This is a genomic window from Nocardioides oleivorans (assembly GCF_004137255.1).
GTDB classification, from domain to species: domain Bacteria; phylum Actinomycetota; class Actinomycetes; order Propionibacteriales; family Nocardioidaceae; genus Nocardioides; species Nocardioides oleivorans.
Map to the genome: position 1 here is coordinate 1,291,914 of NZ_SDWT01000001.1, position 23,741 is coordinate 1,315,654.

A 23,741-nucleotide genomic window follows, 5' to 3' on the forward strand; every position below is an offset into this window, starting at 1 on the left:
AGAGGCAGCTACCGACATGACCGCGACGTACGTCGCCAAGGATTCGCCGCGCCTTCGCGCCGCGGGCTGGGCCCTGCACGCCTACACCGCCAGCGGCACCGCGATCGCGTTCCTCGCCCTGACAGCTGCCGTCGGCGGCGAGGAGATCGCGGCGTTGTGGTGGCTCTTCCTCGCCCTGCTGATCGACGGCACCGACGGCATGCTTGCTCGCCGGCTCCGCGTCAAGGAGGTCATCCCGGCCTTCGACGGGGCGCGGCTCGACGACATCGTCGACTACCTCACCTACTGCTTCGTGCCGATCTTCCTGCTCTGGCACGGCGGCCACCTGCCCGAAGGGCGGCTCGGCACCCTGCTCGCGGTCCTGCCGCTCCTGGCGTCCAGCTACCAGTTCTGCCGCACCGACGCCAAGACCGACGACCACTTCTTCAAGGGATTCCCGAGCTACTGGAATGTCCTGGCCTTCTACGTGATCGTGCTGGGCGTCTCCCCCGGAGCGACCGCGGTGCTGCTGCTGACCTGCGTGGTGCTGGTCTTCGTGCCCATCAAGTACGTCTACCCCTCCCGCACAGCCACCGCCCGCGGCCTCAACCTCTTCCTGGCGGGGTCGTGGCTGGTGATCTACGCCGTGATGCTGCTGCAGTTCCCCGACCCGAGCGTCGTCGTCACCGCCTTGTCGCTGCTGTACGTGGTCTACTACGCCGCAGTGAGCGTCGTGCTGACACTGAGGCGTTGAGCCGAGCACGCTGCTCGGTAGCCCGTTCCACCACCGCAGCCGCCGGTGGGCGGAGGGGATCAGTCGGTCGGCGGCAGGTGCTTCTTCATCAGGCGCTTGACCCGCTTCTGCTTGCGGTCGGGGATCATCGAGCGCATCTCCTCGAGCTTGCCGAAGCAGAGCAGCCGGTCCTCGCCCTCGAGCACGGTCTTGTTGCGCGGGTTGGGGATCACCTGCGGACCACGGTGCAGCGTCAGCACGGTGACGTCGCGCTCGTCGAGCCCGGAGTCGCCGAGCTTCTTGCCGACCATGTCGGAGCCGGCGTGCACGACGATCTCCGCCACGCCGTAGCCCGTCGAGACGGTCAGCCGCTGGCGTACGTCGATCTCCGGGAAGGCCACCTGGTTGTCGATGTGGTCGATGATCGCGCCGGCGACGTCGAGCTTGGTCGCGGCCTCGATGCCCTCGAGGCCGGGCGAGGAGTTCACCTCCATCACCTGGGGGCCGTTGCGGCCCTCGAGCATGTCGACACCGGCGACGCGCAGGCCCATGATCTGCGCGGACCTCACAGCCACGCGCTCGAACTCCTCGTCGAGCTCGACCGGCTCGACGGACCCGCCGCGGTGGACGTTGGAGCGGAACTCGTCACCCTGCGCCACGCGCCGCATCGCCGCGACCACCCGGTCACCGACGACGAGGGCACGGATGTCGCGGCCCTTGCTCTCCTTGACGAAGCGCTGGATGAGCACGTTCTGCCGGGTGCTCTGGAGGGTCTCGATGATCGCCTCGGCGACCTTCAGCGTCGGCGCGAGGATCACGCCGATGCCCTGGGTGCCCTCGAGCAGCTTGATCACGACGGGCGCACCGCCGACGCTCTCGATCGCCGGGATCACGTCGGCGCGGTCCTGGACGAAGGTCGTCGCCGGCATCGGGATCCGGTGGCGCGAGAGGATCTGCGTCGCGCGGAGCTTGTCGCGGCTGTTGGCGATGCCGTAGCTCGTGTTCGGCGTGTAGACGTCCATCTGCTCGAACTGCCGCACGACGGCGGTGCCGAAGTAGGTGATCGAGTTGCCGATGCGCGGCAGCACGGCGTCGTACGTCGACAGCTGCTTGCCGCGGAACAGCAGGTCGGGCTCGTCTCCCGTGAGGTCGATCCCGAAGCGCAGGGTGTTGAGCACCTTCACGTCGTGGCCCCGCTCCAGCGCAGCGGTGCGCAGGCGCTGGGTGCTGTAGGCGCGCGGCGCCCTGGAGAGGATGGCGAGCTTCATGGTCAGCCATACAACCATCCCCACCGCCACCCGCTTCGGGGGCAGTCACCTGAGAGGATGAGGCGTGGCCGCGACACCGAGCACGCACGACCCCGCGGAGGACTCCGCCCCGGCGACGATCGTCGGCTGGCGCGAGTGGGTGTCGCTCCCGCAGGCCGGGGTGCCGTGGGTGAAGGCCAAGATCGACACCGGCGCACGGTCGTCCTCGATCCACGCCTTCGACCTCGAGGTGTTCGTCGAGGACGGCCGCGACTGGGTGCGCTTCTCGATCCACCCGTGGCAGAGGTCCGACGACGACCACACCGAGCTGAGCCTGCCCGTCCTCGACACCCGTGAGGTGCGCAGCAGCAACGGCCAGGTGGAGAAGAGGTACGCCGTCGCCCTCGACGTGGTGCTCGCCGGCCGCACCATCACCACCGTGATGACGCTGAGCAACCGCGACGAGATGGGCTTCCGGATGCTCATCGGCCGCGAGGCGCTCGAGCGCGGCTACCTCGTCGACTCGTCGAGGTCGTACGCCGGTGGCCGCCCGCGCCGCGCCGTGCGCAAGAAGAACTGGGGCAAGTAGTGGCGCGCGAGTCGTTCGCGATCGGCGGCGTGCGGATCCGCGCCGGATCGGTGCGTGCCCTCGAGCTGCCGATCACCCGTCTGGTCACCGGATCCGACGTGACCCTGCCGGTGCGCGTGGTGCACGGACGCGAGGACGGCCCGACCACCTGGATCAACGCTGCCATCCACGGCGACGAGGTCGCCGGTGTGGAGGTCGTGCGCCAGGTGATGGCCGGGCTCGACCCCAAGACCTTCCGCGGCACGCTCGTCGCCGTCCCGATCGTCAACGTGCTCGGCTTCATGACCGGGGACCGCTACCTCCCCGACCGTCGCGACCTCAACCGCTCCTTCCCCGGCTCCGCCCGCGGGTCGCTGGCCAGCCGGATCGCGCACCTCTTCATGCGCGAGATCGTCTCCGGCTGCGAGGTCGGCATCGACCTCCACACCGGCTCCGACCGGCGCAGCAACCTGCCGCAGATCCGCGCCGACCTCGACGACGAGAGCACCCGCGAGCTGGCCGCCGCCTTCGGCGCGCCGGTGATGCTGCACGCGAAGATCCGCGACGGTTCGCTGCGCCACGCCGCCCGCGAGCAGGGCGCCAAGGTGCTGCTCTACGAGGCGGGCGAACCCCTCCGGTTCGACGACTACGCCGTCGACGCCGGCGTGATCGGCGTACGCCGGGTGCTGGCCGCGCTCGGCATGACCGACCCGGTCGACGAGCCGCCCGTCGAGCCGAGCCTGGAGTGCCGCTCCAGCGGTTGGGTCCGCGCGCGGCGCACCGGGATCCTGCACCTCGACGCGCACCTCGGCCAGAAGGTCAGCGACGGCGAGCGGCTCGGCACCCTCTTCGACTCCTTCGGCAAGACCTTGCGCGCGGTCTACGCCAACCGCGACGGCATCGTGATCGGCCGCACCGAGGCGCCGCTGGTGAACTCCGGCGACGCGGTCGTGCACATCGCCAACTAACGTCTCCGGCATGTCCTTCGACGTCGCATCCTTCCGCCGCGAGTTCCCGTCGCTCCGATCGGGGATCGCGCACTTCGACAACCCGGGCGGAACCCAGACGCCCACCGTCGTCGGCGAGGCGATCGCCCGGACGATGACGGCTCCGTTGTCGCAGCGCGGGGCCGGGACACTGAGCCAGCGCAACGCCGAGGCCGTCGTCGTCGGCTTCCGCTCGGCCGTGGCCGACCTGCTCGGCGCCGACCCCCGCGGCGTGGTGCACGGCCGCAGCGCGACGGCACTGACGTACGACTTCTCCCGCACCCTCGCGAGGGCCTGGTCCTCCGGGGACGAGATCGTGCTGTGCGAGCTCGACCACGACTCCAACGTGCGGCCGTGGGTGCAGGCCGCCGAGCGCGCGGGCGTCACCGTGAAGTGGCTGCGGCTGGAGCCGACGACCGGCGAGCTCGACCTCGACTCCCTGTCCGTGATCGGGCCCCGGACCAGGCTCGTCGCGCTGACCGCGGCGTCCAACCTGCTCGGCACCCGGCCGCCCGTGGCCACCGTCGCCGCCCGCGCCCACGAGGTCGGCGCGCTGGTGTACGTCGACGCGGTGCACCACGCCGCGCACGCGGCTCCCGACATCGCCGCGATGGGCGCGGACCTCGTCGTGTGCTCGCCCTACAAGTTCTTCGGGCCCCACTGCGGCGCCCTCGTCGCCGACCCCGCCCTGCTCGAGGGCCTCGAGCCCGACAAGCTGCTGCCGTCGACGAACGTCGTGCCCGAGCGCTTCGAGCTCGGCACGCTGCCCTACGAGCTGCTCTCCGGTGCGACGGCGGCGATTGACTTCATCGCGTCGTGGTCACCGGTCGAGGGAAATCGTCGTGAGCGCCTGGTCGCGGCCGCCGCCGCGATCGCCGACCACGAGCTGCGGCTCCGCACCCGGATCGAGGAGGGGCTGGCGTCGTTCGGCGAGCACCTCACCCTCCATTCGCGCGCGGCCGACCGGACCTCGACGCTGTTCCTCACGCTGCGCGACCGCGAGCCCTCGGAGGCGTACGACTTCCTGGCCGAGCGTGACGTGCTCGTGCCGGCCGGCACGTTCTACGCCGTCGAGACCTTCCGCGCCCTCGGCCTGTCCGTCGACTCCGGGCTCCGCATCGGGCTCGCTGCCTACACCGACGACTCCGACGTCGACCGGCTGCTCGCGGGGCTCGGCGACCTCCTCGGCTAGGTCGTCGGCTCAGTCCGGACGGTAGGCCCCCCGCGCCTGCTGGGCGACCTCCTGGCCGGACGTACCCTCCTCGGCGCTGGAGTCGACGTCGTCGGTGTCGACCGTGTCGCCGACCGTGGCGTTGCCGCCGGGCTCGGCGTCGAGCGCGGCCTCGCGCTCCTCGTCGCTGACCCGCTCCCCCGCGGCCGGGAAGTCGGACTCCTCGGGGTGCTCGGCGTAGGGATCGGGCTCCGTGGCGTCCTGCTCGGGCTGGTCGGTGGTCATGGCGTCGACGGTACGTCGGCGCGGCAGGGGCGGGACCGCCCCGACGGGTGTGCGTCGTTCTCCGCGGCGCAGGTGTCGGTGGGCTCGGGCAGGATGGCGACGTGCCACAGCACTGGGTGCTCCACGTCGACATGGACCAGTTCCTGGTCGCGGTCGAGCTGCTGCGCCGTCCCGAGCTGGCGGGGAAGCCGGTGGTGGTCGGCGGGCGGGGCGACCCGACCGAGCGCGCGGTCGTCTCGACCGCGTCCTACGAGGCCCGCGAGCACGGCGTACGCAGTGGGCTGGCGCTCAAGCTCGCGCTCCGGCGCTGCCCAGACGCGGTGTTCCTGCCGGTGGACTTCCCGGTCTACGAGGAGGCGTCGGCGCGGGTGATGGAGACGCTGCGCGCGTTCCCCGGCGCGACGGTCGAGGTGCTCGGCTGGGACGAGGCGTTCGTCGGGATCGAGACCGACGACCCGGTCGCGACGGCCGGCGAGGTGCGGGCAGCGGTCCTCGAGGCGACCGGCCTGCACTGCTCGGTCGGGATCGGTGACACCCTCGTCCGGGCGAAGATCGCCACCGACTTCGGCAAGCCGCAGGGCACCTACATGCTCACCCGCGACACCTGGATGGAGGTCATGGGCGCGCGCCCGACGACCGCGTTGTGGGGAGTCGGCAACCGGATCGGCGCCCGGCTGGAGGCCATCGGCATCCGCACCGTGGCCGACCTGGCCGCGGCCGACGAGGAGGGTCTCGTCGGTGCCTTCGGACCCTCGAGCGGCGCCCACCTCGGGCGGCTCGGTCGCGGAGGTGGACGGTCCCGGCCCGACGACACGCCCTGGGTCGCCCGCGCCCACGGACGCGAGACGACGTACCAGCAGGACCTGGCGACCGCCGAGGAGGTGCTGGCCGCGATCACCGAGCTCGCCGAGCGGGTCGTCGTCGATTGCCGCAAGGAGGGACGCGAGGTGGCGCGGGTGCACCTCAAGGTGCGGTTCGCGCCGTTCTTCACCTTCACCAAGGTCCGCAAGCTGCCCGCCCCGACCCTGGAGGTCGAGGTGATCGCGCAGACCGCCTTCGCGCTCTACCTCGCCCTCGACGACACCCGCCCCGTCCGCCTCCTCGGTGTCCGGGGAGAGATGGTGCCGCCCGAGGGCGGCTACTAGGAGAGCAGCGAGAGCCCGGCCGCGAGCGCGAAGCCGGCGACCGTGGCGAGGCCGGCGCGGTCCTTCGCCTTCTCCTTCGCCTCCGGCACCATCGAGTCGATGAGCATCGTCAGCAGCGCACCGGCGGCGAAGCCGTCGATCGCTGCGCGCACCTCGCTCGACGCGGCATCGGCCGCCAGGTAGCCGGCCACCGTCGCGAGCGCGCACGCGAGGGCGACGACCACCCAGAGCCGCAGCACCTGCACCGGCGTACGTCCCGACGAGCGCATGTCGGCGGCCGAGCCGATCCCCTCGGGGAGGTTCGACACGAAGATCGCGACGAGCAGCGCCGCGCTCACTCCCTTCCCCTGCGCCAGGCCGATGCCGAGCACCGCCTGCTCGGGGATCCCGTCGAGGAACGCGCCCAGCGCGAGCGACGTACCTCCTCCGGACGAGCGCGCCTCGACCGCCCGGTTCGCGAGGTAGAACGTCGCGGCGCCGAGCACCAGGCCGATCGCGACCGGCCAGGCCCCACCGATCCGCAGGCCCTCCTCGGCGAGCTCGAACGACACGCTCGCGATCAGCGCACCCGCCCCGAAGCCGAGGACCAGCCCGACGAGGGTGTCCGACCACGAGCGGACGAGGGCCAGGGCGGCGCCGACCACCAGCGAGCTGGCGGCCAGCGCTCCCCACCCCAGCGCCTCGACCACGTCAGTCGACGCCTGCCATCAGCTTGTGGATCGGCTTCGACGCGAGCATCACGACGACACCGGTGACGACCGAGGCGAGCCCGACCCAGATGAAGAAGGGCGCCTCGTTGGTCTCGTCGTAGTAGCCAGCCAGCGTGCCGGCGAGCGCGGTCCCGAGGGCGATCGAGAGGAAGTAGAGCCCGACCATCTGGGTGGCGAACTTCTTCGGCGCGAGCTTGGTCGTCGCGCTCAGGCCGACCGGCGAGATCAGCAGCTCGGCGAGGGTGAAGAGCAGCAGGATGCCGACGATGCCGAGGAGCGGCGCGGTGTTCTGGCCGCCGGGCATCGGCAGGAACGCGAAGAACGCGACGCCCATCAGCGCGGTGCCGGCGCCGAACTTGAACGGCGTGACGGGCGCCCGGTCGCCGAGCTTGGTCCAGATCGCCGCGAAGACTCCGGCGAGCACGATGATGAAGATCGGGTTGATGCTGTTGACCCACGAGACCGGCATGTCCCAGCCGAAGAGGTTGCGGTCGAGGCGCTTGTCGGCGTAGATCGTCACGACGGTGAACTGCTGCTGGTAGAGCGACCAGAACACCACGTTGCACACGAAGAGCGGCATGAACGCGAAGATCCGGCTGCGCTCGACGCCCTGGACCTCCTTGTCGGCGAGGATCACCGCGAAGTAGGCGATCGCGGCGACCAGGCTGATGCCGATGACGATGTTGGAGAGGCGGTCGGCGGTGATCACGCCGGCCCACACGAGCACCCCGATCACCACGAGCACGACGACCGCACCCGCGGCGTAGCGCGTCCCGCGTCCCGCCGGGAGCGGGTTCGCGACGTGGTTGGTCTCGTCGGGCAGCCGGCCGCGGAAGTACGCGTACTGCGCGAGGCCGAGCGCCATGCCGACGGCCGCGGCGCCGAAGCCCCAGTGGAATCCGGCCTCCTTCTGCAGCAGGCCGGTCAGCAGCGGGCCGATGAAGGCGCCGATGTTGATGCCCATGTAGAAGAGCGAGAAGCCCGCGTCGCGTCGCGGGTCGTGCTCGTCGTAGAGCGAGCCGACCAGCGAGGTCGCGTTGGCCTTCACGCCGCCCGAGCCGAGGGCGATCAGCACGAGGCCGACGCCGACGCCGCTCAGGCCCGGCAGGACCGCCAGCGCGATGTGGCCGAGCATGACGCAGACGGCTGCGTAGAACAGCGTCCGCTCCGGGCCGAGCACCCGGTCGGCGAGCCAGGCACCGAGGATCGTCGAGAGGTAGACCGCGCCGCCGTAGGCACCGACGATCCCGGTCGCGACGCCCTCGTCGATGCCGAGGCCGCCCTGCGCGGCGGTGTAGTAGAGGTAGATGAGCAGGATGCCCTGCATGCCGTAGAAGCTGAACCGCTCCCACAGCTCGACACCGAAGAGGTTGGCCAGCACGCCCGGCTGGCCGAAGAAGGCGGTGTCCGATCGCTTCTCTTGCGTGTTCTGTCGTACGTCACTCACTCGCTCCACAGTGCCACCGCGCCGGCCGGATGTCTCCACCCACCCCCTCCCGTCGGGTAGTCCCGTCCGGGGGGTCGCGCTCACTCGGTCGCGATCGCCTGCAGCACCTTCATCCGGGACGCCCGGATCGCGGGTACGACGGCGGCGAGCACGCCGAACAGGACCGCCACCACCAGGAAGGCGGCGAGGCTGCCGAGGGGCAGGGCGAGCTCGGTGAGGTCATCCTTCAGGGACTCGCGCAGCACCACGCCGATCACCAGCCCGAGCACCAGGCCGAGCACGGCGCCGAGGAGCGCGATCGCGACCGACTCGAGCGTGATCATCCAGCGCAGCTTGCGTCGCGACAGGCCGACCGCGCGGAGCAGGCCGATCTCGCGGGTCCGCTCGAGGACGCTGAGGCCGAGGGTGTTGACGATGCCGATCACCGCGATGACCACGGCGAGGGCGAGCAGGCCGTAGATGACGTAGAGCAGCTGGTTGACCTGGCCGCTGATGAGGTCCTTGAACTCCTCCTTGTCCTGCACGGACAGGATCGGCAGGTCCTTGACGACGTAGTCCAGGTCGGACTTCACCGCGTAGCGGTCGGCGCCGTCGTCGAGGGTGATGCTGAGGGTGGAGTCACTGGGCGTGATCCCCGCCTGCCGGAAGACCGACAGCGGGACCGTCATGCCACCGGTCGTCGGCGTGGCCTCGAAGACGCCGGAGACCTCCAGCGGGATCATCTTCCCGCCGGGGAACGAGACGTCGATCGTGTCGCCGACACCGGCGCGGAGGTCGTCCGAGCGGCCCTCGCTCAGCAGCACCTGGTCACCGGTCACCGCCGCGCGACCGTCGAGCATCGTCAGGTCGTAGATCTGGAAGAACGCCTGGTCGACGCCGACGGCGTAGCTCGGCTCCGGCTTGCCCGCCACCTCCACGCTGACCGGGGTGGCCTGCTGGCGCGAGACCAGGTCGACGCCGGCGACCTGCTCCATCTGGTCGCCGTAGCGCGGCGGGAAGCCCTGGAAGCTGGGCGTCTGCACGAGGAAGTCGCTGGTGAACTGCTCGTCGACGATCTTGTCCTGCGTCGCCCCCAGCGACGAGGCGAGCACGCCGACGGCCGAGACCACCGCGAGGCCGATCATGAGCGCCGAGGCGGTGGCGCCGGTACGCCGCGGGTTGCGCAGGGCGTTCTCGCCGGCGAGGCGGCCGGGCGTGCGGAACAGCTTGCCGAAGACCGCGCGGCACACGACCAGGACCGGGTGGCCCAGGACGGGGGCGAGGACGGCGGTCGTGACGACCCAGATGACCGCTCCGGCGCCGATCCAGATCGCGTCGGTGCCCGGGGCGCCGACGAGGCCGAGGACCACCAGCACCGTGCCGACCACCATCGCGATCGAGCCGAGCACGAGGCGGCGGCCCATGCCCTTCTCCTGCACGACCAGGTCGTCGCGCATCGCCGCGACCGGCGGCACCTTCGCGGCCCGCCGGGCCGGGACGAAGGCGGCGACCATCGTGACGACGATGCCGACGACGTAGCCGGCGACGACGGTCCCGGTCGTGAGGGTCAGCACCTCGCCGGCGATGTCGAGGCCGAAGCTGCGGAACAGCCCGGCGAGCAGGCGCGAGAGGCCCAGCCCCAGGAGCAGGCCGAGGCTCGCGCCGAAGACGGCCATCAGGAACGCCTCGACGAGGACCGACCGGGTGACCTGCTTCTTGCTCGCACCGAGGGCGCGCAGCAGCGCGGACTCCCGCACCCGCTGGGACACCAGGATCGAGAAGGTGTTGAAGATGATGAAGGCGCCGACCACTATCGCGATGACGGCGAAGGCGACGAGGAAGTAGGAGATGACGTCGAGGAACTGACCGATCTGCTCCTGGGACTCCTTCACGACCTTGTCACCGGTGACCGCGGTGAAGCCCTCCGGCGCGACGGCCTTCGCCGCGTCGACGAGCTGCTTCTGCGAGACGCCGTCGGCCGCGGTCAGGGAGACGCTGGTGAACGCGTCCTTGCCGTCGAGGAAGATGTCCTGCGCCTCGCCGGTGTCGAGGAGGACGAGGGTCGCACCGGCGGTGCCGCCGCCGTTGAAGTCGGCCGTGCCGACCAGGGTGAACTTCCGCTCGGGCTCCTTGCCGCTCGGCACGACCAGGGTGACCGTGTCGCCGACGGTGTACGACCCGCGCTCGGCCGAGGACGTGTCGAGGACGACCTCCCCGGGCTTCTCGGGCCAGGCCCCCTGGTTGAGCTCGAGGATCGGCTCGCCGGCCATGTTCTCGCCGGTCGTGTAGTTGAAGGCGAGGGTCGGGGCGCCCTGGCCGCCGACGAGCTTGTCGTCCTTGCCGAGCAGGAAGGAGCCGATGCCGTCGACCGAGCCGTCCGCCTGCTCCACCTCCGGCAGGGCGCGGAGCTTCTCGACGTCGGCGGGGCGGATCATCTGGTCCGTGCTGACCCCGGCGTTGGCCGCCTGGAGGTCGCCGGCCGGGCGGACCATCGCGTCGGACGTGGAGCCCTCGAGGATGTTGTCGAAGGTCTTGTTGAGGCCGCTGCTGAACGTCATCACGCCGGCGAGGAAACCGATGCCGAGCACGATGGCGAGCGCGCTCATCAGCAGGCGCACCTTGCGGGCCAGCAGGTTGCGCCACGTCAGCCGGAGCATCAGCCGGCCGCCTTGGCGGCGGCGATGTCCTGGAGGCCGGTCATCTTGTCGAGGATCGCGTCGCGGTCGGGCTCGCGGAGCTCGTCGACGATCTGGCCGTCGGCGAGGAAGACGATCCGGTCGGTGTACGACGCCGCGACCGGGTCGTGCGTCACCATCACCACGGTCTGGCCGAACTCGTCGACGCTGCGACGCAGGAAGCCGAGCACCTCGGCCGAGCTGGTCGAGTCGAGGTTGCCGGTCGGCTCGTCGGCGAAGACGATCGACGGCTTGCTGACCAGCGCGCGGGCGCAGGCCACGCGCTGCTGCTGGCCGCCCGACATCTCGCTGGGCCGGTGGGCCAGCCGCGGTCGCAGGCCGATGGCGTCGATGACGGCGTCGAACCAGGCGCGATCGGGCTTGCGGCCGGCCAGGCTCAGGGGGAGCAGGATGTTCTCCTCCGCGCTGAGGGTCGGGACCAGGTTGAAGGACTGGAAGACGAAGCCGACGCGCTCGCGCCGCAGGGTGGTCAGGTCCTTGTCCTTCAGCGACCCGAGCGACGTACCGTCCACGATCGCCTCGCCCGACGTGGGCGTGTCGAGGGCGGCCAGGCAGTGCATGAGCGTGGACTTGCCGGAGCCCGACGGCCCCATCACGGCCGTGAACTCGCCCTTCATGAGGTCGACCGTGACCCCGTCGAGGGCCCGGACCTCGGCCTCGCCCTTGCCGTAGGTCTTGACCAGGTCGTGTGCGCTCGCCGCGACGCCGCGCGTCGACTCCCCTGTGGGCTGCTCCGTCATGTCGTCGAGTCTGTCAGCGTGCCGTCGAGGACGGCCATGGGACATCACCCCGAGCCGACCCTGACATCTGTCAGGGTGCGGCCCTAGATTCTGCGCCGTGGGAGATCTCGTCGCCGGGCTGCTGACCGGCCTGTCGCTGATCGTGGCGATCGGGGCACAGAACGCCTTCGTGCTCCGCCAGGGACTGCGCAGCAGCCACGTCGCGCTGGTGGTCGCGATCTGCGCGTTCTCCGACGTCGTGCTGATCGTCGCCGGCGTGGCCGGCATCGGGGTGGTCCTCGACCGCGCGGCCTGGGCGGTGGAGGTGGTCCGCTGGCTCGGCGTCGCGTTCCTGACGGCGTACGGCATCAGCTCGTTGCTCCGCGCCCGGCGTCCCCAGGCGCTCGCCGCGGGCGAGGACGTGGTGGAGTCGCGCGGGGGCGTGGTGGCGAAGGCGGTGGCGCTGACGTGGCTCAACCCGCACGTCTACCTCGACACCGTCCTGCTGCTCGGGTCCATCGCGGGCACGCACGGCGACCCGGGTCGCTGGTGGTTCGCGGTGGGCGCCTGCGTGGCGAGCGTCGTGTGGTTCTCGGGCCTGGCGTACGGCGCCCGGCTCGCCGCCCCGCGCCTGGCCGACCCGCGTGCGTGGCAGGTGCTCGACGTCCTGATCGGCCTCGTGATGCTGGCGATCGCCCTGCGCCTCGCGCTCGGGGCCTGAGGACGCCGGCCGCTGCCCGCGGCCTACTCCGACGGCGCGGTGGCCTCGCGGGCGACGGCCTCGGCGTGCCGCTTGCGCAGGCGGTCGCGGATCTCGGGGGCGTCGTAGTGGCGGCGGACGCGCTCGTCGCGGGCGACGGCAGCACCGGTGGCGACACCGGCCAGGATCCCGGCCAGGCCGAGCAGCTTCCACGCGCGCATGCGATCGAGCCTAGCGCCCCTCGGGACCGCTCCCGGTAGGGCAGACTTCCGCCCATGGCACAGGCGTTGGGTCTCGACGAGGCGGTCGACCTCACCCGCAGCGGGGACATCTGGCTCTTCCGCGGCCGGCGCGCCCCCGACCGGGCCATCCGCGCGGTCACCAACTCACCGGTCAACCACGTGGGCATGGCCGTCGTCGTCGACGACCTGCCGCCGCTGATCTTCCACGCCGAGCTCGGCAAGAAGCAGGTCGACATGTGGACCGGCGCCCACCACCGCGGGGTGCAGCTCCACGACCTGCGCGAGGCGGTCGACCGGTGGCAGGTGGAGTACAAGCAGGACGCGTGGTTCCGCCAGCTCGGGCCCGAGATCGGCCGCGACGAGGAGGACGGCATGCTCCGCGCCGTCGCCCGGCTCGACGGCGTCTCGTTCCCCAGCCTGTCCCGGCTCGCGGCCCGGTGGCTGCGCGGCCGCGACGCCTACGTCCCCCGCAAGAAGCGCGGCCGCCGGGTCACCCCGGAGGCGGCGTTCTGCGCGGAGATCGTGGCCACCTGCTACATCGAGATGGGCATCCTGCGCGACGACCGCAAGGCCACCTGGTACGACCCGGGCAAGTTCTGGAGCGGCGACTACCTGCCGATCTCGTCGGGCTGGACGCTCGGCAAGGAAGTCGGCATCGAGCGCTGAGCCCGCTCCTTCAGCCGATCTCCAGGTCCTGGTAGACGGGGGTGAGCTCGTCCCAGCGCGTCTTCCAGCGGGGAGCGCCGGCCTCGGAGCTCCATCCCTCCGGGTGCGCCGGCCCGTCGATCTCCAGCGAACGTGCGAGGTCCTCGAGGTGGACCCGCCACCCGGAGGCGTGGAACGGGAGGGCCGGGATCGGGAGCCCCCGCTCCTCGACGACCAGCCGGGTCCGGGCTCCCTCCCCGCTGAGCCACGCCTCGATCTGCCCCTCGTCGTCGGTGCCCGGCTCAGTCGTCAGCAGCAGGTGGTGGGGCGCGTCGCACACCTCGATGCGCGCCGGCCCGGTCCAGGTGCTGGTGAAGACCATCTGCACGGTCTCCCCGACCCGCAGGACGCCCTCGACGTGTGCGAGCCAGCGGGCCAGCCGCTCGGGGGTCGTGCACGCCGACCAGAGGTCCTCGATGTCGGTGTCGTAGACGTCGTCGACCCGGACTGCCCCGATCGTCTCGTCGAGCGCTCGCATGGTCGCGGTGGTGGTCATCGTCGTTCCTTCTTTCCTCGTGCGATCTCGGTGTGGAGGGCACCCAGCCGGTTCTCCCAGAGCTGGCGATACCCCCCGAGCCACTCGTCGAGGTCGACGAGCGCCTGTGGGCGGAGCGTGTAGATGCGGCGCTGCGCGTCCTGGCGTACGTCGACGAGCCCCGCTTCCCGCAGCACCCGCAGGTGACGGGACACCCCGGGGCGGGCGATCGGGAGGGCCTCGGCCAGCTCGCCGGCACTCGCCGGGTGGTCCCGGAGGATCCCGAGGACCGTGCGCCGGCTCTCGTCGGCAAGTGCGTGCAGGACTGCATCCATGTCCGCGAATGTACCCATCTAGTTACGTACCCGCAAGGGTACATAACCTACTGCGCGGCGCGGAGCATCCGCTCGCCGACCTCGCGCACGGCCTGCCGCAGCTCGTCCCCGCCCACCACGGTGAAGGACACCGGCACGAACGAGAGCCACTCGCCGGCGTACGCCGCTGCGTTGCTGGTGCTGCCGACGAGCTCGCACCGGCCGTCGTCGGTCTCGCGGAGCTCGCCGAGCGTGCGCCGGATCCACGGCCGGACCTCGTGGATCGGGGCGTCGAAGACGACGTGCGTCTCGTACTCCCAGCCCTTGCCGAGGTTGGCCTCGAGCTCGGCCGCCGGGTCGAGGTCGGCCGGCACCTCGAAGGTCTCCTCGAGCGGCGTCACCTCGGTGATCCGGTCGATGCGGAAGGTGCGGAGCGCGTCGGCGTGGTGGGAGTGGCAGAGCAGGTACCACCGGCCGTAGCGCACCACGACCGACCACGGGTCGACCTCGAAGCTGCGGGCGTTGCCAGCGGCGGTGCGGTAGCCGAAGCGCACCTGGCGCTGCGCCGCGACCGCGGCGACGAGCTCGCTCGTCACGGCCGGGTCGGGCTTCGCGGGCGTGCGGTCCGGCACGGTCCGCGCTGTCTCGCGCACCATCGTGGCCTGCCGCGCGACGTTGGTCGGCAGGACCCGCAGGATCTTCCCGAGCGCCGAGCCGACCGGGTCCTCGGGATCGGCGACCCGGTGCTGGGAGTCGAGCGCGGCCATCACCAGGCCGAGCGCCTCGGTCGCGGAGAAGACCAGCGGCGGCAGCCGCAGCCCGCGGCCGAGGGTGTAGCCGCCGTAGGGCCCGCGGGTCGACTCCACCGGGATGTCGGCCTCGCGCAGGATCGCGACGTAGCGCCGGGCCGCCCGCTCGGTGACGCCGAGCCGCTGGGCGAGCTCGGTCGCGGTGATGCCGGGGCGCGACTGCAGGATGTCGAGCGCGCGCAGCGCGCGTGCGGTCGGGCTGATCTCGCTCATCCGACGATCGTCCCACCCGTACCGGTCGTGGAGCGTCCGGAATCTTCCCTAGCGTGGTGCTCATCCCTCCACCGACCCTCCGAGGAGAACTTCTGATGGACATCGTGCTGATCGCCGGACTCTGGCTCGACGGCTCGGCCTGGGACGACGTGCTCCCCGAGCTGGAGGCGCTCGGCCACCGCGGGATCCCGCTCACGCTGCCCGGTCAGGGCGACGGCGCCACCTCGGCGTCGTACGACGACCAGGTGGCCGCGGTCGTGGCCGCGGTCGACGCCGCCGAGGGCCGCCCGCTCGTCGTCGGCCACTCGGCCGCGTGCACGCTCGCGTGGGCGGCGGCCGACCTGCGCCCCGACGCCGTCACGGGCGTCGCGCTGATCGGCGGCTTCCCCACCACCGAGGGCGAGGCGTACGCCGACTTCTTCGAGCCGGTCGACGGCGCGATGCCCTTCCCGGGCTGGGAGAAGTTCGAGGGTCCCGACTCCGACGACATGTCCGACGAGCTCAAGGAGTCGCTGCTCGGCCGCATGATCGCAGTACCCGTCGGGGTCACCCGCGGCGTCGTGCACTGGACCAGCGACGCGCGGCACGGCGTACCCCTCACCCTCGTCTGCCCGGAGTTCAGCCCGGCCGAGGCGCAGGAGTGGATCGACGCCGGCGACGTGCCCGAGCTCGGCGCCGCGACCGCGCTCGAGCTGGTCGACATCGACTCCGGCCACTGGCCGATGTACACGCAGCCCGCCGCCCTGGCCGCGCTCCTCGACGAGGCCGCTCGCCGCTGACCCCCCGGGGTGTCCAGGGACGAGCTGGTGGGCCGGGACCCCGGTGCGCACCTACCCATTCGTCCCTGGATACCCCGCTTCTCTTGACAACGTACAACTGATTGGTTGTATGTTGGTCCCATGACCGAGACCGAGCAGGGCACCGAGGACCGGGCGGACGCCTGGTTCCACGCCCTCGCCGACCGGACGCGGCGCGACATCCTGCGGCGCGTGCTGGCCGGCGAGCACTCCGTCTCGACCCTGGCGGCGAGCTACGACATGAGCTTCGCCGCCGTCCAGAAGCACGTCGCCGTGCTGGAGAAGGCCGGCCTGCTGACCAAGCGTCGGCAGGGTCGCGAGGCCCTCGCGAGCGGCGACGTGGAGGCGGTGCGGTCGGTGGGCGCCATGCTCACCGACCTCGAAGCGCTCTGGCGCGGCCGCATCTCCCGGATGGACGAGCTCTTCGCCAGCGAGACCGGTAACCACACCAGCACCCCGACCAGCACCCAGACCACCCACACAGACAAGGACTGACCCATGCCCGTCACCGACGTCACCCACGACCTCGACGCCCTCACCCTGACCATCACCGCCGACTTCGCCGCACCGGTGGAGCGCGTGTGGGACGTGTACGCCGACCCGCGCCAGCTCGAGCGGGTCTGGGGCCCGCCCGGCTACCCCGCCACCTTCGTCGACCACGACCTGAGCGAGGGCGGCCGGATGAACTACTACATGACCAGCCCCGAGGGCCAGAAGTTCTACGCCTACTGGGACATCGCCACCGTCGACCAGCCCACGAGCTTCACGTTCCGCGACGGCTTCGCGGTCGACGAGACCTTCACCGCCAACCCCGACATGCCCGAGTCGCACCAGGCCTTCGCGTTCACCGCGACCGACGGCGGCACCCGGGCCACCTTCCGCGCGACCTACGCCGACGCCGCCTCGCTGCAGAAGGTGCTCGACATGGGCGCCGTCGAGGGGTCGACCATGGCCATCAACCAGATCGACGACCTGCTCGCCGCCTGAGCACCCCACCGACCACGAGACCGAGAAGAGACCAGCCGTGCGACCCATCGTCATCACCACCTTCCTCTCCCTCGACGGCGTGATGGAGGCCCCCGGAGGGGGCGACCACCCGCACGCCGGCTGGACGTTCAAGGACGTCGAGTTCGACGAGGCGGCCTACGAGATCAAGGGCCGCGAGATGGGCGAGGCCAGCGCCCTGATGTTCGGCCGCCGGTCCTACGACGAGTTCGCGCCCGTGTGGCCGTCGATGGAGGAGTTCGCGACCTACAACGCGATGCCGAGGTACGTCGTGTCGACCACGCTCGACGGTGACACCGCCCCCTGGGGCGACGGCGAGGTGACCGTCCTCCACTCCCTCGACGACGTGGCGGCCCTGAAGGAGACCGAGGGCGGCGAGATCCACGTCCACGGCAGCGCCCACCTCGCCCAGGAGCTGGCCCGCGCCGGCCTGGTCGACCGCTACACCCTGCTGGTCTTCCCGCTGCTGCTCGGCACCGGCAAGAAGCTCTTCGGCGACGGCGACAAGACCAAGCTCGCCCTGGTCGAGCACGCCGCCTACGGCAACGGGATCACCCTCCAGCGCTACGACGTCGTGCGCTGAAACGAGACGACCGTCGCAGGGCGGGTTCTGCCAGACTCCACAGGTGGAACTCGCCCTGCTGCTCGTCTCGATGGCCGCGGTCGTCCTGGCCGCCACCGCCATCAGCGAACGCCTGCACGTCCCGGCACCACTCCTGCTGGTCGTGGTCGGTGCCGCGGCGTCGTACCTCCCCGGGCTCCCGACCATCCACCTCGAGTCCGAGGTCGTGCTGCTCGGCCTGCTGCCGCCGCTGCTCTACGCGGCCGCGATCCAGACCTCCCTGGTCGACTTCAACGCCAACCGCGGCTCGATCCTGCGGCTCTCGGTGGTGCTGGTCATCGTCACCGCCCTGGCCGTCGGCGCGGTCGTGCAGTGGCTGGTGCCGGGCCTCGGCTGGGCCGCCGCGATCGCGATCGGCGCCGTCGTCGCACCGCCCGACGCGGTGGCAGCGACCGCGGTCGCCAAGCGGATCGGCCTGCCCCGTCGGGTCGTGACGATCCTCGAGGGCGAGTCGCTGCTCAACGACGCCACCGCACTGGTCGCGCTCCGCACCGCGATCGCGTTCCTCTCCGGCTCCGTGGCCGTGATGGACGTCGGCATCGACTTCGTCCGCGCGGCCGGAGGCGGCGCGGTCGTCGGGTTCGCCTTCTTCTGGGTCGTGGCCAAGCTGCGCAGGCGGATCACCGACCCGCTGATGGACACCGGCATCTCGTTCCTCACCCCGTTCGCCTCCTACGTCGCGGCCGAGGAGATCCACGCCTCCGGGGTCATCGCGGTCGTCGTCGCCGGGCTGCTGCTCGGCCACAAGGCGCCGATCATCCAGACCGCCCAGTCGCGCATCACCGAGCGGATCACCTGGGGAACGGTCGCCTTCATGCTGGAGAACACGGTCTTCCTCCTCATCGGCCTCCAGCTCGACTGGATCCTCGAGGACGTCAGCGAGTCCTCGCTCGAGCCCGGCCGCATCGTGCTCGTCTGCGGCATGACGCTGCTGACCGTCGTCGTCGTACGCCTGGGGTGGGTGTTCTCGACCCTGCTCTTCCGGCGCTTCGGCGACAACCCGCTCCCGGCGTCGTGGACCTTCCTCGTCGGCTGGGCCGGGATGCGTGGCGTGGTCACCCTGGCCGCCGCATTCGTCATCCCCGAGGAGACCGAGCACCGCGAGCTGCTCCTGCTCATGGCGTTCACGGTCGTCGCCGGCACCCTCCTCATCCAGGGGCTGTCGCTGCCGCTGCTCACCCGCGTCCTCGGCGTACCGTCTCCCGACCCCGCCGAGGACGCGCTCGCCCGCGCCGCGCTGCTCCAGCAGGCCGCCGACGCCGGCTTCCACAAGCTCAAGGAGCTGGAGTACGACGACCAGCACGGGGTCGTCGACCAGATCCGCGCGCGCCTCGACCAGCGCACCTTCGCCGCCTGGGAGCAGCTCGCCACGGCGACGGGCGAGGAGACGCCGTCGGAGCTCTACGCCCGGATCCGCGGCGAGATGATCGACGCCGAGCGGGCCAAGGTGCTGCTGGTGCGGAGCAAGGGCAAGGCACCCTCCGACGTCGTGCGGCAGGTGCTCGGCATGCTCGACATCGAGGAGTCGATGCTCGACGCCGGCACGTCGGCCCGCGAGAGCGTGCGCACCGGGTCGCTCACCATCAACACCGGGCGCTCGTGCGACGACCTCGACACGCACCCGGCGATCGAGACCGTCGCCGACCCGGTCTGCCAGACCTGCCTCGACGACGGCACCCGCTGGGTCTCGCTGCGCCAGTGCCTGGAGTGCGGCCACGTCGGGTGCTGCGACTCCTCGATCGGCCGGCACGCCACCGCCCACTTCCACGAGACCCTCCACCCGGTGATGCAGTCCGCCGAGCCGGACGAGTCGTGGCGCTGGTGCTTCGTGCACAACCTCACCGGCTGAAGCCGAGGTCTCGTCGACGGTCCTCTCCCGGCTCCCTCGGGCTCGATATCCAGGGACGTCCTGGTAGGTCCAGGGCGGGTTCCACCCACCACTTCGTCCCTAGATATCGAGAGGTGGGGTGGGCGGTCCGGGGATAGGCTCGAAAGATGGGCGCCCCCGCGATCGTCATCGCCTCTGCCAACCACGCCACCGAGCTCTCGGAGGCGTTCGCCCGCTACGAGCGGGAGTACGACGTCCGGCTGGTCGGCGACGAGGTCAGCGCGAAGGTGACCGCCAAGGAGCTGCTGGCCTCGGGCCACCAGGTCGCGCTGTTCGTGATCGACTCCGACCACGACCAGGACAAGCTCTACATGCTCATCGGCGGCACCCGGAAGGTCGTGCCGACCGCGCGGCGGCTGATCGTGTCGCACATCAGCCGCTTCCGGAAGGACAACGCCGACTTCCGCCACGCGGTGGCCGCGGGCAAGGTCGACGCGCTGCTGCTGATGCCGCAGGGGCCGCGCGACGAGGAGTTCCACGGCGCCGTCGGCGAGATGCTCAACGAGTGGAACGCGACCGTCGCGAGCCCGGTGATCGAGAACGTCCGGATCATCACGCCCGAGAAGGACGCGCTCACCCGCGAGCTGCTCGACTACCTCGGCCGCGTCGGCATGCCGGCCGGCGTGCACCACCCCGACAGCGAGGTCGGCCGCGAGATCATGGCGCAGTGCCCCGAGGACGAGGGCCGCTGGCCGATCGTGAGCTCGCTCGCCGGCTGGTGCGGGCACTGCCCGAGCGTGCGTGCCCTCGCGAACCAGCTCTACGGCCGGCCCGACGACATCGACGTCGACGAGGTGGTCGACCTCGTCGTGGTGGGCGCGGGACCGGCGGGCCTCGCGGCCAGTGTGTACGCCTCGAGCGAGGGCCTCTCGACGGTCTGCCTCGAGGCCGAGGCGATCGGCGGCCAGGCGGGCACGAGCTCGATGATCCGCAACTACCTCGGCTTCCCGCGCGGCATCTCGGGCATGCGGCTCGCCCAGCGCGCCCGCGGCCAGGCCCTCCGCTTCGGCACCCGCTTCTTCACCGGCTGGCCGGCGACCGGGATCTCGCCGTGCGAGGACGGCGGGCACCACATCGTGCACACCGAGGGCGGTGACGTGCACGCCCGCACGGTCCTCGTCTCGACCGGCGTGAACTACCGCAGGCTCGGCGTCGACTCGATCGAGGAGCTCGTCGGCCGCGGCGTCTACTACGGTGCCGCGATGGCGGCCGCGCGCGAGCTCGCCGGCGACCACGTCGTGATCGTCGGTGGTGGCAACTCAGCCGGGCAGGCCGCGATCCACGCCGCCCGCTTCGCGAAGGAGGTCACCATCGTCGTGCGGCGGCCGGACCTGGCGGCCACCATGTCGTCGTACCTCATCGACGAGATCCAGTGGAACCCGCGGATCACCGTCCGCGGCTGCACGCGCGTCATCGACGGCGGACCCGACGACGTCGACCACCTCGCGTGGCTGACCTTCGAGGACGTCGACTCGGGCTCGCAGGAGCGCGTCGACGCGCGCGGGCTCTTCCTCCTGCTGGGCGCCGCTCCCGAGTGCAGCTGGCTGCCGGACACGGTGCTCCGCGACGAGCGCGGCTTCGTGCTCACCGGTCGCGACATCCCGCGCGAGCGCTGGGTCGAGGACGTGCCTCCCGAGGACCTCGCCACGACCGTGCCGGGCATCTTCTGCGGCGGCGACATCCGCTCGGGCTCGATGAAGCGCGTGGCCTCCGCGACCGGTGAGGGTGCCTCGGTCGTGTCGTCGGTCCACACCTGGCTCGGGCAGTAGCCCGGGCGGCCCCTAGAGCTGGACCAGCAGGAAGACGACCGCGAGCGCGGGGAGGAGCCCCTGCGTGATCGCCGCGCGGGCCATCGTCCGGTCGTGGGTGACGAGCACGAGCGCGGCGCCGAGCATCGAGCCGGTGCCCGCGAGCGCGAGGGCGGTGCCGGTGCCGTGGTCGTCGCCGATCAGCACCAGGCCGACGGCGGTGATGACGGCGAGGAACAGGTTGTAGAAGCCCTGGTTGTAGGCCATCGGCGCGGTGACCGCGGCATCGGACTCGGACGTGCCGAAGGTCTTGCGGGTCGCGGGCTCGGTCCAGCGGAAGGACTCCAGCACCCAGATGTAGACGTGGAGCAGCGCGGCGAGGGCCGCGAAGACCACAGCGAGGATCGTCATGGGCGGAGCCTAGGGGCGTTCACCCCTTCGTGGGTGGTACGACGTCACGCGTGGGCGCAGAGTCGAGCGAGCGACCACCTGGCCGCGAGGATCGAGGAGGTCCCCATGGGACGACTGATCGGCATCCTGCTCGTCGTCTGGCTCGTGATCGGCGCCTTCGCCGCCTACCAGCGCGGCTACTTCGAGGACGGCGACAAGAACTGCTCCGAGACCAGCGACATCGTGCTCAACATCGTCGCCGGACCGCTCAACTACACCGGCATCAACCCCAAGACGGACTGCTCGGACATCAACGTCCCGGAGCCGTCGAAGTAGCCGACCTCAACGCCCGCGGTTGCGGGGGTGGTCCTTGGCCGTCCGCTCGTTGCCGCGACGGTAGTTGCCGGTGACCCGCGCCATCAGCTCCTGCTCGTCGTCGCCGTCCTCGACGTCGGCGAGGAAGCGCGCGGCGGCGTTGCCGCGCAGCACCGTGGCGCGCTTGCCGTGGTGGGTGACGACGACCTCGCCGCCACGCACGTCGTAGTCGAATCCCTCGGGTGCAGGCACCCCGGCACCGTACGACGATCCGTAGGCTGGCCGCCATGCGATTCAAGCTCGGCAGACCCGACCTGTCGCGCTACGCCGACCGGTTCGACGTACCCGGCTCCTCCGGAGGGCTCGCGGTGACGTTCCTCGGTGTGTCCAGCCTGCTCGTCGACGACGGCGAGAGCGCCGTGATGACCGACGGCTTCTTCTCCCGGCCCGCGCTCCCGTCGGTGCTGCTGCGGCGCATCGAGCCGGACGCGTTGCGGATCGAGGCCGCGCTGGCGCGGCTCGGCCTCGGTCGCGACGGCCGCGGCCTCGACGCGGTCGCGCCGGTGCACACCCACTTCGACCACGTCATGGACTCGGCGGTCGTGGCCGCACGGACCGGCGCGGTGCTCGTGGGTGGCGAGTCCAGCGCCAACGTCGGGCGGGGGCGCCGGCCTCGAAGCGGACCGCATCTCCGTCGTCGTGCCGGGCGAGCCGCAGGCGTTCGGCGCCTTCACGCTCACCCACCTCGAGTCGACGCACTGCCCGCCCGACCGCTTCCCCGGGACCATCGACGCCCCGGTCGTGCCACCCGTGCGGACGGCTGCCTACCGGTGCGGCGAGGCGTGGTCGATCCTCGTCGAGCACAGCAGTGGGCGCACGGCCCTGCTGCAGGGCAGTGCCGGGTACGTCGACGGCGCGCTCGCCGGTCGCAGCGCCGAGGTCGTCTACCTCGGCGTCGGCCAGCTCGGGGTGATGGACGAGGACTACATCCGGTCCTACTGGGCGCAGACCGTCGAGGCCGTCGGCGCGCAGCGGGTGGTGCTGACGCACTGGGACGACTTCTTCCGGGGGCTCGACGCCCCGCTGCGCGCACTGCCGTACGCCGGCGACGACCTCGACGTGACGATGCGCGTCCTCACCGGGCTGGCGCGCGACCAGGGGGTCGCCCTCCACCTGCCGACGCTATGGCGGCGAGAGGACCCCTGGTCGGGCCTGGCGGGCTAGAGCCAGGTCGGCTTCCAGTCGTCGGGCGGGTCCTCGCCGACGCGGCCGTCGACCGCCTCGCGGAGCAGGTCGGCGTGGCCGGTGTGGCGGCCGTACTCCTCGAGCATGTCGAAGAGCAGCCGACGCAGCCGCGGGTGGTTGCCGTTGCCGTCGTCGACGTGGGCCACCAGGTCGAGCCCGCCCTCGGCGAGCGCGGACGCGACGCGCTCGTCGGCGCGCAGGACCGCCTCGTCGTAGGCGGCGTACAGCTCGTCGGGTGCCATCTCGTCGGCGCGGGCGAACTCCCAGTCGTTGGAGCCGTCGTGGCCCATCGACGTCCACGGCTCGTCGACCCGCTCGCCGCGGAGCTTGGTGAGGAACACGTAGTCCTCGGAGGCCGCGAGGTGGAGCAGCAGGCCGCCGAGCGACAGGCTCGACGGGGACAGCCGTTGCCGCAGCCCGGCCTCGTCGAGGTCGTCGGCCTTCCAGCGGAAGGTGGCGCGCAGCCGTCCGAGGGCGCCGAGGAGGTGCTCGACCTCGGTGCCGGCCAGCGGCGGCTCCCACGGCGGGGGGACCCAGATGTCGTCATCGCTCATGGCTCGGACGCTAGCGCTCGTTCCGGACGATCGGGGGCCGGAAGGCGCCGCCGA

The 23,741-nt window shown here is 71.5% G+C and carries 29 protein-coding genes; 15 read left to right on the plus strand and 14 right to left on the minus strand.

Features of this window, described 5'->3' with window-relative positions:
* The first annotated feature begins 16 nt into the window (after window positions 1–16).
* A complete protein-coding gene (locus tag EUA93_RS06145; RefSeq protein WP_129399325.1) occupies window positions 17–733 on the plus strand; it encodes a CDP-alcohol phosphatidyltransferase family protein in 717 nt (238 codons plus the stop codon).
* A gap of 59 nt (window positions 734–792) precedes the next feature.
* Here EUA93_RS06145 and EUA93_RS06150 read toward each other — a convergent pair whose 3' ends face one another.
* A complete protein-coding gene (locus EUA93_RS06150) occupies window positions 793–1,980 on the minus strand; it encodes a RimK family alpha-L-glutamate ligase (RefSeq protein WP_129399326.1) in 1,188 nt (395 codons plus the stop codon).
* Between the two features lie 64 nt (window positions 1,981–2,044).
* On the opposite strand from EUA93_RS06150, the gene EUA93_RS06155 reads away from it, so the two are divergent.
* The 3 genes from EUA93_RS06155 to EUA93_RS06165 are packed head-to-tail and all read left to right on the plus strand — an operon-like array spanning window position 2,045 to window position 4,705.
* On the plus strand, window positions 2,045–2,548 hold the full coding sequence (locus EUA93_RS06155; protein ID WP_129399327.1) for an ATP-dependent zinc protease family protein: 504 nt from the start codon (window positions 2,045–2,047) through the stop codon (window positions 2,546–2,548).
* Window positions 2,548–3,495, plus strand: coding sequence for a succinylglutamate desuccinylase/aspartoacylase family protein (locus EUA93_RS06160; RefSeq protein ID WP_129399328.1), 948 nt, complete (start codon window positions 2,548–2,550; stop codon window positions 3,493–3,495). Before EUA93_RS06155 ends, EUA93_RS06160 begins: the two co-directional genes overlap by 1 nt.
* A gap of 10 nt (window positions 3,496–3,505) precedes the next feature.
* Window positions 3,506–4,705: a cysteine desulfurase-like protein gene (locus tag EUA93_RS06165; RefSeq protein WP_129399329.1), complete on the plus strand. Its 1,200-nt coding sequence runs from the start codon at window positions 3,506–3,508 to the stop codon at window positions 4,703–4,705.
* A 9-nt stretch (window positions 4,706–4,714) separates the two neighbouring features.
* On the opposite strand, the gene EUA93_RS06170 is transcribed toward EUA93_RS06165, so the two are convergent.
* Window positions 4,715–4,969, minus strand: a complete 255-nt coding sequence (locus tag EUA93_RS06170) for a hypothetical protein (RefSeq protein ID WP_129399330.1) — start codon at window positions 4,967–4,969, stop codon at window positions 4,715–4,717.
* Window positions 4,970–5,070: 101 nt separating this feature from the next.
* Between EUA93_RS06170 and EUA93_RS06175 the strand changes: the two genes are divergently transcribed.
* A complete protein-coding gene (locus tag EUA93_RS06175; protein ID WP_129399331.1) occupies window positions 5,071–6,114 on the plus strand; it encodes a DNA polymerase IV in 1,044 nt (347 codons plus the stop codon).
* Here the strand turns inward: EUA93_RS06175 and EUA93_RS06180 are convergent.
* The 4 genes from EUA93_RS06180 to EUA93_RS06195 all read right to left on the minus strand — a co-directional run bounded on the left by EUA93_RS06180 (window position 6,111) and on the right by EUA93_RS06195 (window position 11,686).
* Window positions 6,111–6,803, minus strand: coding sequence for a ZIP family metal transporter (locus EUA93_RS06180; RefSeq protein ID WP_129399332.1), 693 nt, complete (start codon window positions 6,801–6,803; stop codon window positions 6,111–6,113). The two genes, EUA93_RS06175 and EUA93_RS06180, sit on opposite strands and share 4 nt — an antisense overlap.
* A gap of 1 nt (window position 6,804) precedes the next feature.
* Window positions 6,805–8,271 (minus strand): peptide MFS transporter, encoded by a 1,467-nt coding sequence (locus tag EUA93_RS06185; protein ID WP_129399333.1) that lies wholly within the window; start codon window positions 8,269–8,271, stop codon window positions 6,805–6,807.
* Between the two features lie 80 nt (window positions 8,272–8,351).
* Window positions 8,352–10,907: an ABC transporter permease gene (locus tag EUA93_RS06190; protein WP_129399334.1), complete on the minus strand. Its 2,556-nt coding sequence runs from the start codon at window positions 10,905–10,907 to the stop codon at window positions 8,352–8,354.
* A complete protein-coding gene (locus tag EUA93_RS06195) occupies window positions 10,907–11,686 on the minus strand; it encodes an ABC transporter ATP-binding protein (protein WP_129399335.1) in 780 nt (259 codons plus the stop codon). Before EUA93_RS06195 ends, EUA93_RS06190 begins: the two co-directional genes overlap by 1 nt.
* A 97-nt stretch (window positions 11,687–11,783) precedes the next feature.
* On the opposite strand from EUA93_RS06195, the gene EUA93_RS06200 reads away from it, so the two are divergent.
* Window positions 11,784–12,386 (plus strand): LysE/ArgO family amino acid transporter, encoded by a 603-nt coding sequence (locus EUA93_RS06200; RefSeq protein WP_129399336.1) that lies wholly within the window; start codon window positions 11,784–11,786, stop codon window positions 12,384–12,386.
* Between the two features lie 23 nt (window positions 12,387–12,409).
* Here EUA93_RS06200 and EUA93_RS21510 read toward each other — a convergent pair whose 3' ends face one another.
* Window positions 12,410–12,586: a hypothetical protein gene (locus EUA93_RS21510; protein WP_165355080.1), complete on the minus strand. Its 177-nt coding sequence runs from the start codon at window positions 12,584–12,586 to the stop codon at window positions 12,410–12,412.
* Between the two features lie 54 nt (window positions 12,587–12,640).
* Here EUA93_RS21510 and EUA93_RS06205 point away from each other — a divergent pair, with 54 nt between their 5' ends.
* The gene (locus EUA93_RS06205; RefSeq protein WP_129399337.1) at window positions 12,641–13,273 is read left to right on the plus strand and encodes a hypothetical protein; all 633 of its coding nucleotides are present in this window, start codon (window positions 12,641–12,643) and stop codon (window positions 13,271–13,273) included.
* A gap of 10 nt (window positions 13,274–13,283) precedes the next feature.
* Here EUA93_RS06205 and EUA93_RS06210 read toward each other — a convergent pair whose 3' ends face one another.
* From EUA93_RS06210 to EUA93_RS06220, 3 genes are read right to left on the minus strand one after another with little or no spacing between them, the layout of a single operon-like run.
* Complete coding sequence (locus EUA93_RS06210) at window positions 13,284–13,808, minus strand: SRPBCC domain-containing protein (RefSeq protein ID WP_129399338.1); 525 nt, start codon at window positions 13,806–13,808, stop codon at window positions 13,284–13,286.
* Complete coding sequence (locus tag EUA93_RS06215) at window positions 13,805–14,122, minus strand: ArsR/SmtB family transcription factor (protein ID WP_129399339.1); 318 nt, start codon at window positions 14,120–14,122, stop codon at window positions 13,805–13,807. The genes EUA93_RS06210 and EUA93_RS06215 overlap by 4 nt, the downstream gene beginning before the upstream one ends.
* A gap of 47 nt (window positions 14,123–14,169) precedes the next feature.
* Window positions 14,170–15,123, minus strand: coding sequence for a helix-turn-helix transcriptional regulator (locus EUA93_RS06220; protein WP_129399340.1), 954 nt, complete (start codon window positions 15,121–15,123; stop codon window positions 14,170–14,172).
* Window positions 15,124–15,218: 95 nt separating this feature from the next.
* Here EUA93_RS06220 and EUA93_RS06225 point away from each other — a divergent pair, with 95 nt between their 5' ends.
* From EUA93_RS06225 to EUA93_RS06250, 6 genes are all read left to right on the plus strand, one after another.
* The gene (locus tag EUA93_RS06225) at window positions 15,219–15,902 is read left to right on the plus strand and encodes an alpha/beta fold hydrolase (RefSeq protein WP_129399341.1); all 684 of its coding nucleotides are present in this window, start codon (window positions 15,219–15,221) and stop codon (window positions 15,900–15,902) included.
* Window positions 15,903–16,022: 120 nt separating this feature from the next.
* Window positions 16,023–16,415 carry an ArsR/SmtB family transcription factor gene (locus EUA93_RS06230; RefSeq protein ID WP_129399342.1) on the plus strand — a complete coding sequence of 131 codons (393 nt, stop codon included), beginning with the start codon at window positions 16,023–16,025 and terminating at the stop codon, window positions 16,413–16,415.
* 3 nt (window positions 16,416–16,418) lie between these two features.
* Window positions 16,419–16,907 carry an SRPBCC family protein gene (locus EUA93_RS06235; protein WP_129399343.1) on the plus strand — a complete coding sequence of 163 codons (489 nt, stop codon included), beginning with the start codon at window positions 16,419–16,421 and terminating at the stop codon, window positions 16,905–16,907.
* Window positions 16,908–16,944: 37 nt separating this feature from the next.
* A complete protein-coding gene (locus tag EUA93_RS06240; RefSeq protein WP_129399344.1) occupies window positions 16,945–17,508 on the plus strand; it encodes a dihydrofolate reductase family protein in 564 nt (187 codons plus the stop codon).
* Window positions 17,509–17,551: 43 nt separating this feature from the next.
* Window positions 17,552–19,396: a Na+/H+ antiporter gene (locus tag EUA93_RS06245; RefSeq protein WP_129399345.1), complete on the plus strand. Its 1,845-nt coding sequence runs from the start codon at window positions 17,552–17,554 to the stop codon at window positions 19,394–19,396.
* Window positions 19,397–19,542: 146 nt separating this feature from the next.
* Window positions 19,543–21,204, plus strand: coding sequence for an NAD(P)/FAD-dependent oxidoreductase (locus tag EUA93_RS06250; RefSeq protein WP_129399346.1), 1,662 nt, complete (start codon window positions 19,543–19,545; stop codon window positions 21,202–21,204).
* A gap of 12 nt (window positions 21,205–21,216) precedes the next feature.
* Here EUA93_RS06250 and EUA93_RS06255 read toward each other — a convergent pair whose 3' ends face one another.
* Window positions 21,217–21,594 (minus strand): DUF1304 domain-containing protein, encoded by a 378-nt coding sequence (locus EUA93_RS06255; protein WP_129399347.1) that lies wholly within the window; start codon window positions 21,592–21,594, stop codon window positions 21,217–21,219.
* A 105-nt stretch (window positions 21,595–21,699) separates the two neighbouring features.
* Between EUA93_RS06255 and EUA93_RS06260 the strand changes: the two genes are divergently transcribed.
* Window positions 21,700–21,909: a hypothetical protein gene (locus EUA93_RS06260; protein ID WP_129399348.1), complete on the plus strand. Its 210-nt coding sequence runs from the start codon at window positions 21,700–21,702 to the stop codon at window positions 21,907–21,909.
* 6 nt (window positions 21,910–21,915) lie between these two features.
* Here EUA93_RS06260 and EUA93_RS06265 read toward each other — a convergent pair whose 3' ends face one another.
* Window positions 21,916–22,140: a hypothetical protein gene (locus EUA93_RS06265; protein WP_129399349.1), complete on the minus strand. Its 225-nt coding sequence runs from the start codon at window positions 22,138–22,140 to the stop codon at window positions 21,916–21,918.
* 70 nt (window positions 22,141–22,210) lie between these two features.
* A complete protein-coding gene (locus EUA93_RS21770; RefSeq protein WP_207208614.1) occupies window positions 22,211–22,477 on the minus strand; it encodes a hypothetical protein in 267 nt (88 codons plus the stop codon).
* A 44-nt stretch (window positions 22,478–22,521) separates the two neighbouring features.
* On the opposite strand from EUA93_RS21770, the gene EUA93_RS21775 reads away from it, so the two are divergent.
* Entirely contained in the window at window positions 22,522–23,112 is a 591-nt protein-coding gene (locus EUA93_RS21775; RefSeq protein ID WP_207208615.1) for an MBL fold metallo-hydrolase, read from the plus strand.
* Here the strand turns inward: EUA93_RS21775 and EUA93_RS06275 are convergent.
* Window positions 23,109–23,687, minus strand: a complete 579-nt coding sequence (locus EUA93_RS06275; RefSeq protein WP_129399350.1) for a mycothiol transferase — start codon at window positions 23,685–23,687, stop codon at window positions 23,109–23,111. The genes EUA93_RS21775 and EUA93_RS06275 overlap by 4 nt on opposite strands.
* Window positions 23,688–23,741: the final 54 nt, after the last annotated feature.

What these genes read in the sequence shown, in the direction of transcription:
- EUA93_RS06145 (WP_129399325.1), top strand. Translation starts at nt 17, where the DNA reads ATGACCGCGACGTACGTCGCCAAGGATTCGCCGCGCCTTCGCGCCGCG.
- EUA93_RS06150 (WP_129399326.1), bottom strand. Translation starts at nt 1,980, where the DNA reads ATGAAGCTCGCCATCCTCTCCAGGGCGCCGCGCGCCTACAGCACCCAG.
- EUA93_RS06165 (WP_129399329.1), top strand. Translation starts at nt 3,506, where the DNA reads ATGTCCTTCGACGTCGCATCCTTCCGCCGCGAGTTCCCGTCGCTCCGA.
- EUA93_RS06170 (WP_129399330.1), bottom strand. Translation starts at nt 4,969, where the DNA reads ATGACCACCGACCAGCCCGAGCAGGACGCCACGGAGCCCGATCCCTAC.
- EUA93_RS06190 (WP_129399334.1), bottom strand. Translation starts at nt 10,907, where the DNA reads ATGCTCCGGCTGACGTGGCGCAACCTGCTGGCCCGCAAGGTGCGCCTG.
- EUA93_RS06195 (WP_129399335.1), bottom strand. Translation starts at nt 11,686, where the DNA reads ATGACGGAGCAGCCCACAGGGGAGTCGACGCGCGGCGTCGCGGCGAGC.
- EUA93_RS21510 (WP_165355080.1), bottom strand. Translation starts at nt 12,586, where the DNA reads ATGCGCGCGTGGAAGCTGCTCGGCCTGGCCGGGATCCTGGCCGGTGTC.
- EUA93_RS06205 (WP_129399337.1), top strand. Translation starts at nt 12,641, where the DNA reads ATGGCACAGGCGTTGGGTCTCGACGAGGCGGTCGACCTCACCCGCAGC.
- EUA93_RS06210 (WP_129399338.1), bottom strand. Translation starts at nt 13,808, where the DNA reads ATGACCACCACCGCGACCATGCGAGCGCTCGACGAGACGATCGGGGCA.
- EUA93_RS06215 (WP_129399339.1), bottom strand. Translation starts at nt 14,122, where the DNA reads ATGGATGCAGTCCTGCACGCACTTGCCGACGAGAGCCGGCGCACGGTC.
- EUA93_RS06220 (WP_129399340.1), bottom strand. Translation starts at nt 15,123, where the DNA reads ATGAGCGAGATCAGCCCGACCGCACGCGCGCTGCGCGCGCTCGACATC.
- EUA93_RS06225 (WP_129399341.1), top strand. Translation starts at nt 15,219, where the DNA reads ATGGACATCGTGCTGATCGCCGGACTCTGGCTCGACGGCTCGGCCTGG.
- EUA93_RS06230 (WP_129399342.1), top strand. Translation starts at nt 16,023, where the DNA reads ATGACCGAGACCGAGCAGGGCACCGAGGACCGGGCGGACGCCTGGTTC.
- EUA93_RS06235 (WP_129399343.1), top strand. Translation starts at nt 16,419, where the DNA reads ATGCCCGTCACCGACGTCACCCACGACCTCGACGCCCTCACCCTGACC.
- EUA93_RS06250 (WP_129399346.1), top strand. Translation starts at nt 19,543, where the DNA reads ATGGGCGCCCCCGCGATCGTCATCGCCTCTGCCAACCACGCCACCGAG.
- EUA93_RS06255 (WP_129399347.1), bottom strand. Translation starts at nt 21,594, where the DNA reads ATGACGATCCTCGCTGTGGTCTTCGCGGCCCTCGCCGCGCTGCTCCAC.
- EUA93_RS06260 (WP_129399348.1), top strand. Translation starts at nt 21,700, where the DNA reads ATGGGACGACTGATCGGCATCCTGCTCGTCGTCTGGCTCGTGATCGGC.
- EUA93_RS21770 (WP_207208614.1), bottom strand. Translation starts at nt 22,477, where the DNA reads ATGACGTGGTCGAAGTGGGTGTGCACCGGCGCGACCGCGTCGAGGCCG.
- EUA93_RS06275 (WP_129399350.1), bottom strand. Translation starts at nt 23,687, where the DNA reads ATGAGCGATGACGACATCTGGGTCCCCCCGCCGTGGGAGCCGCCGCTG.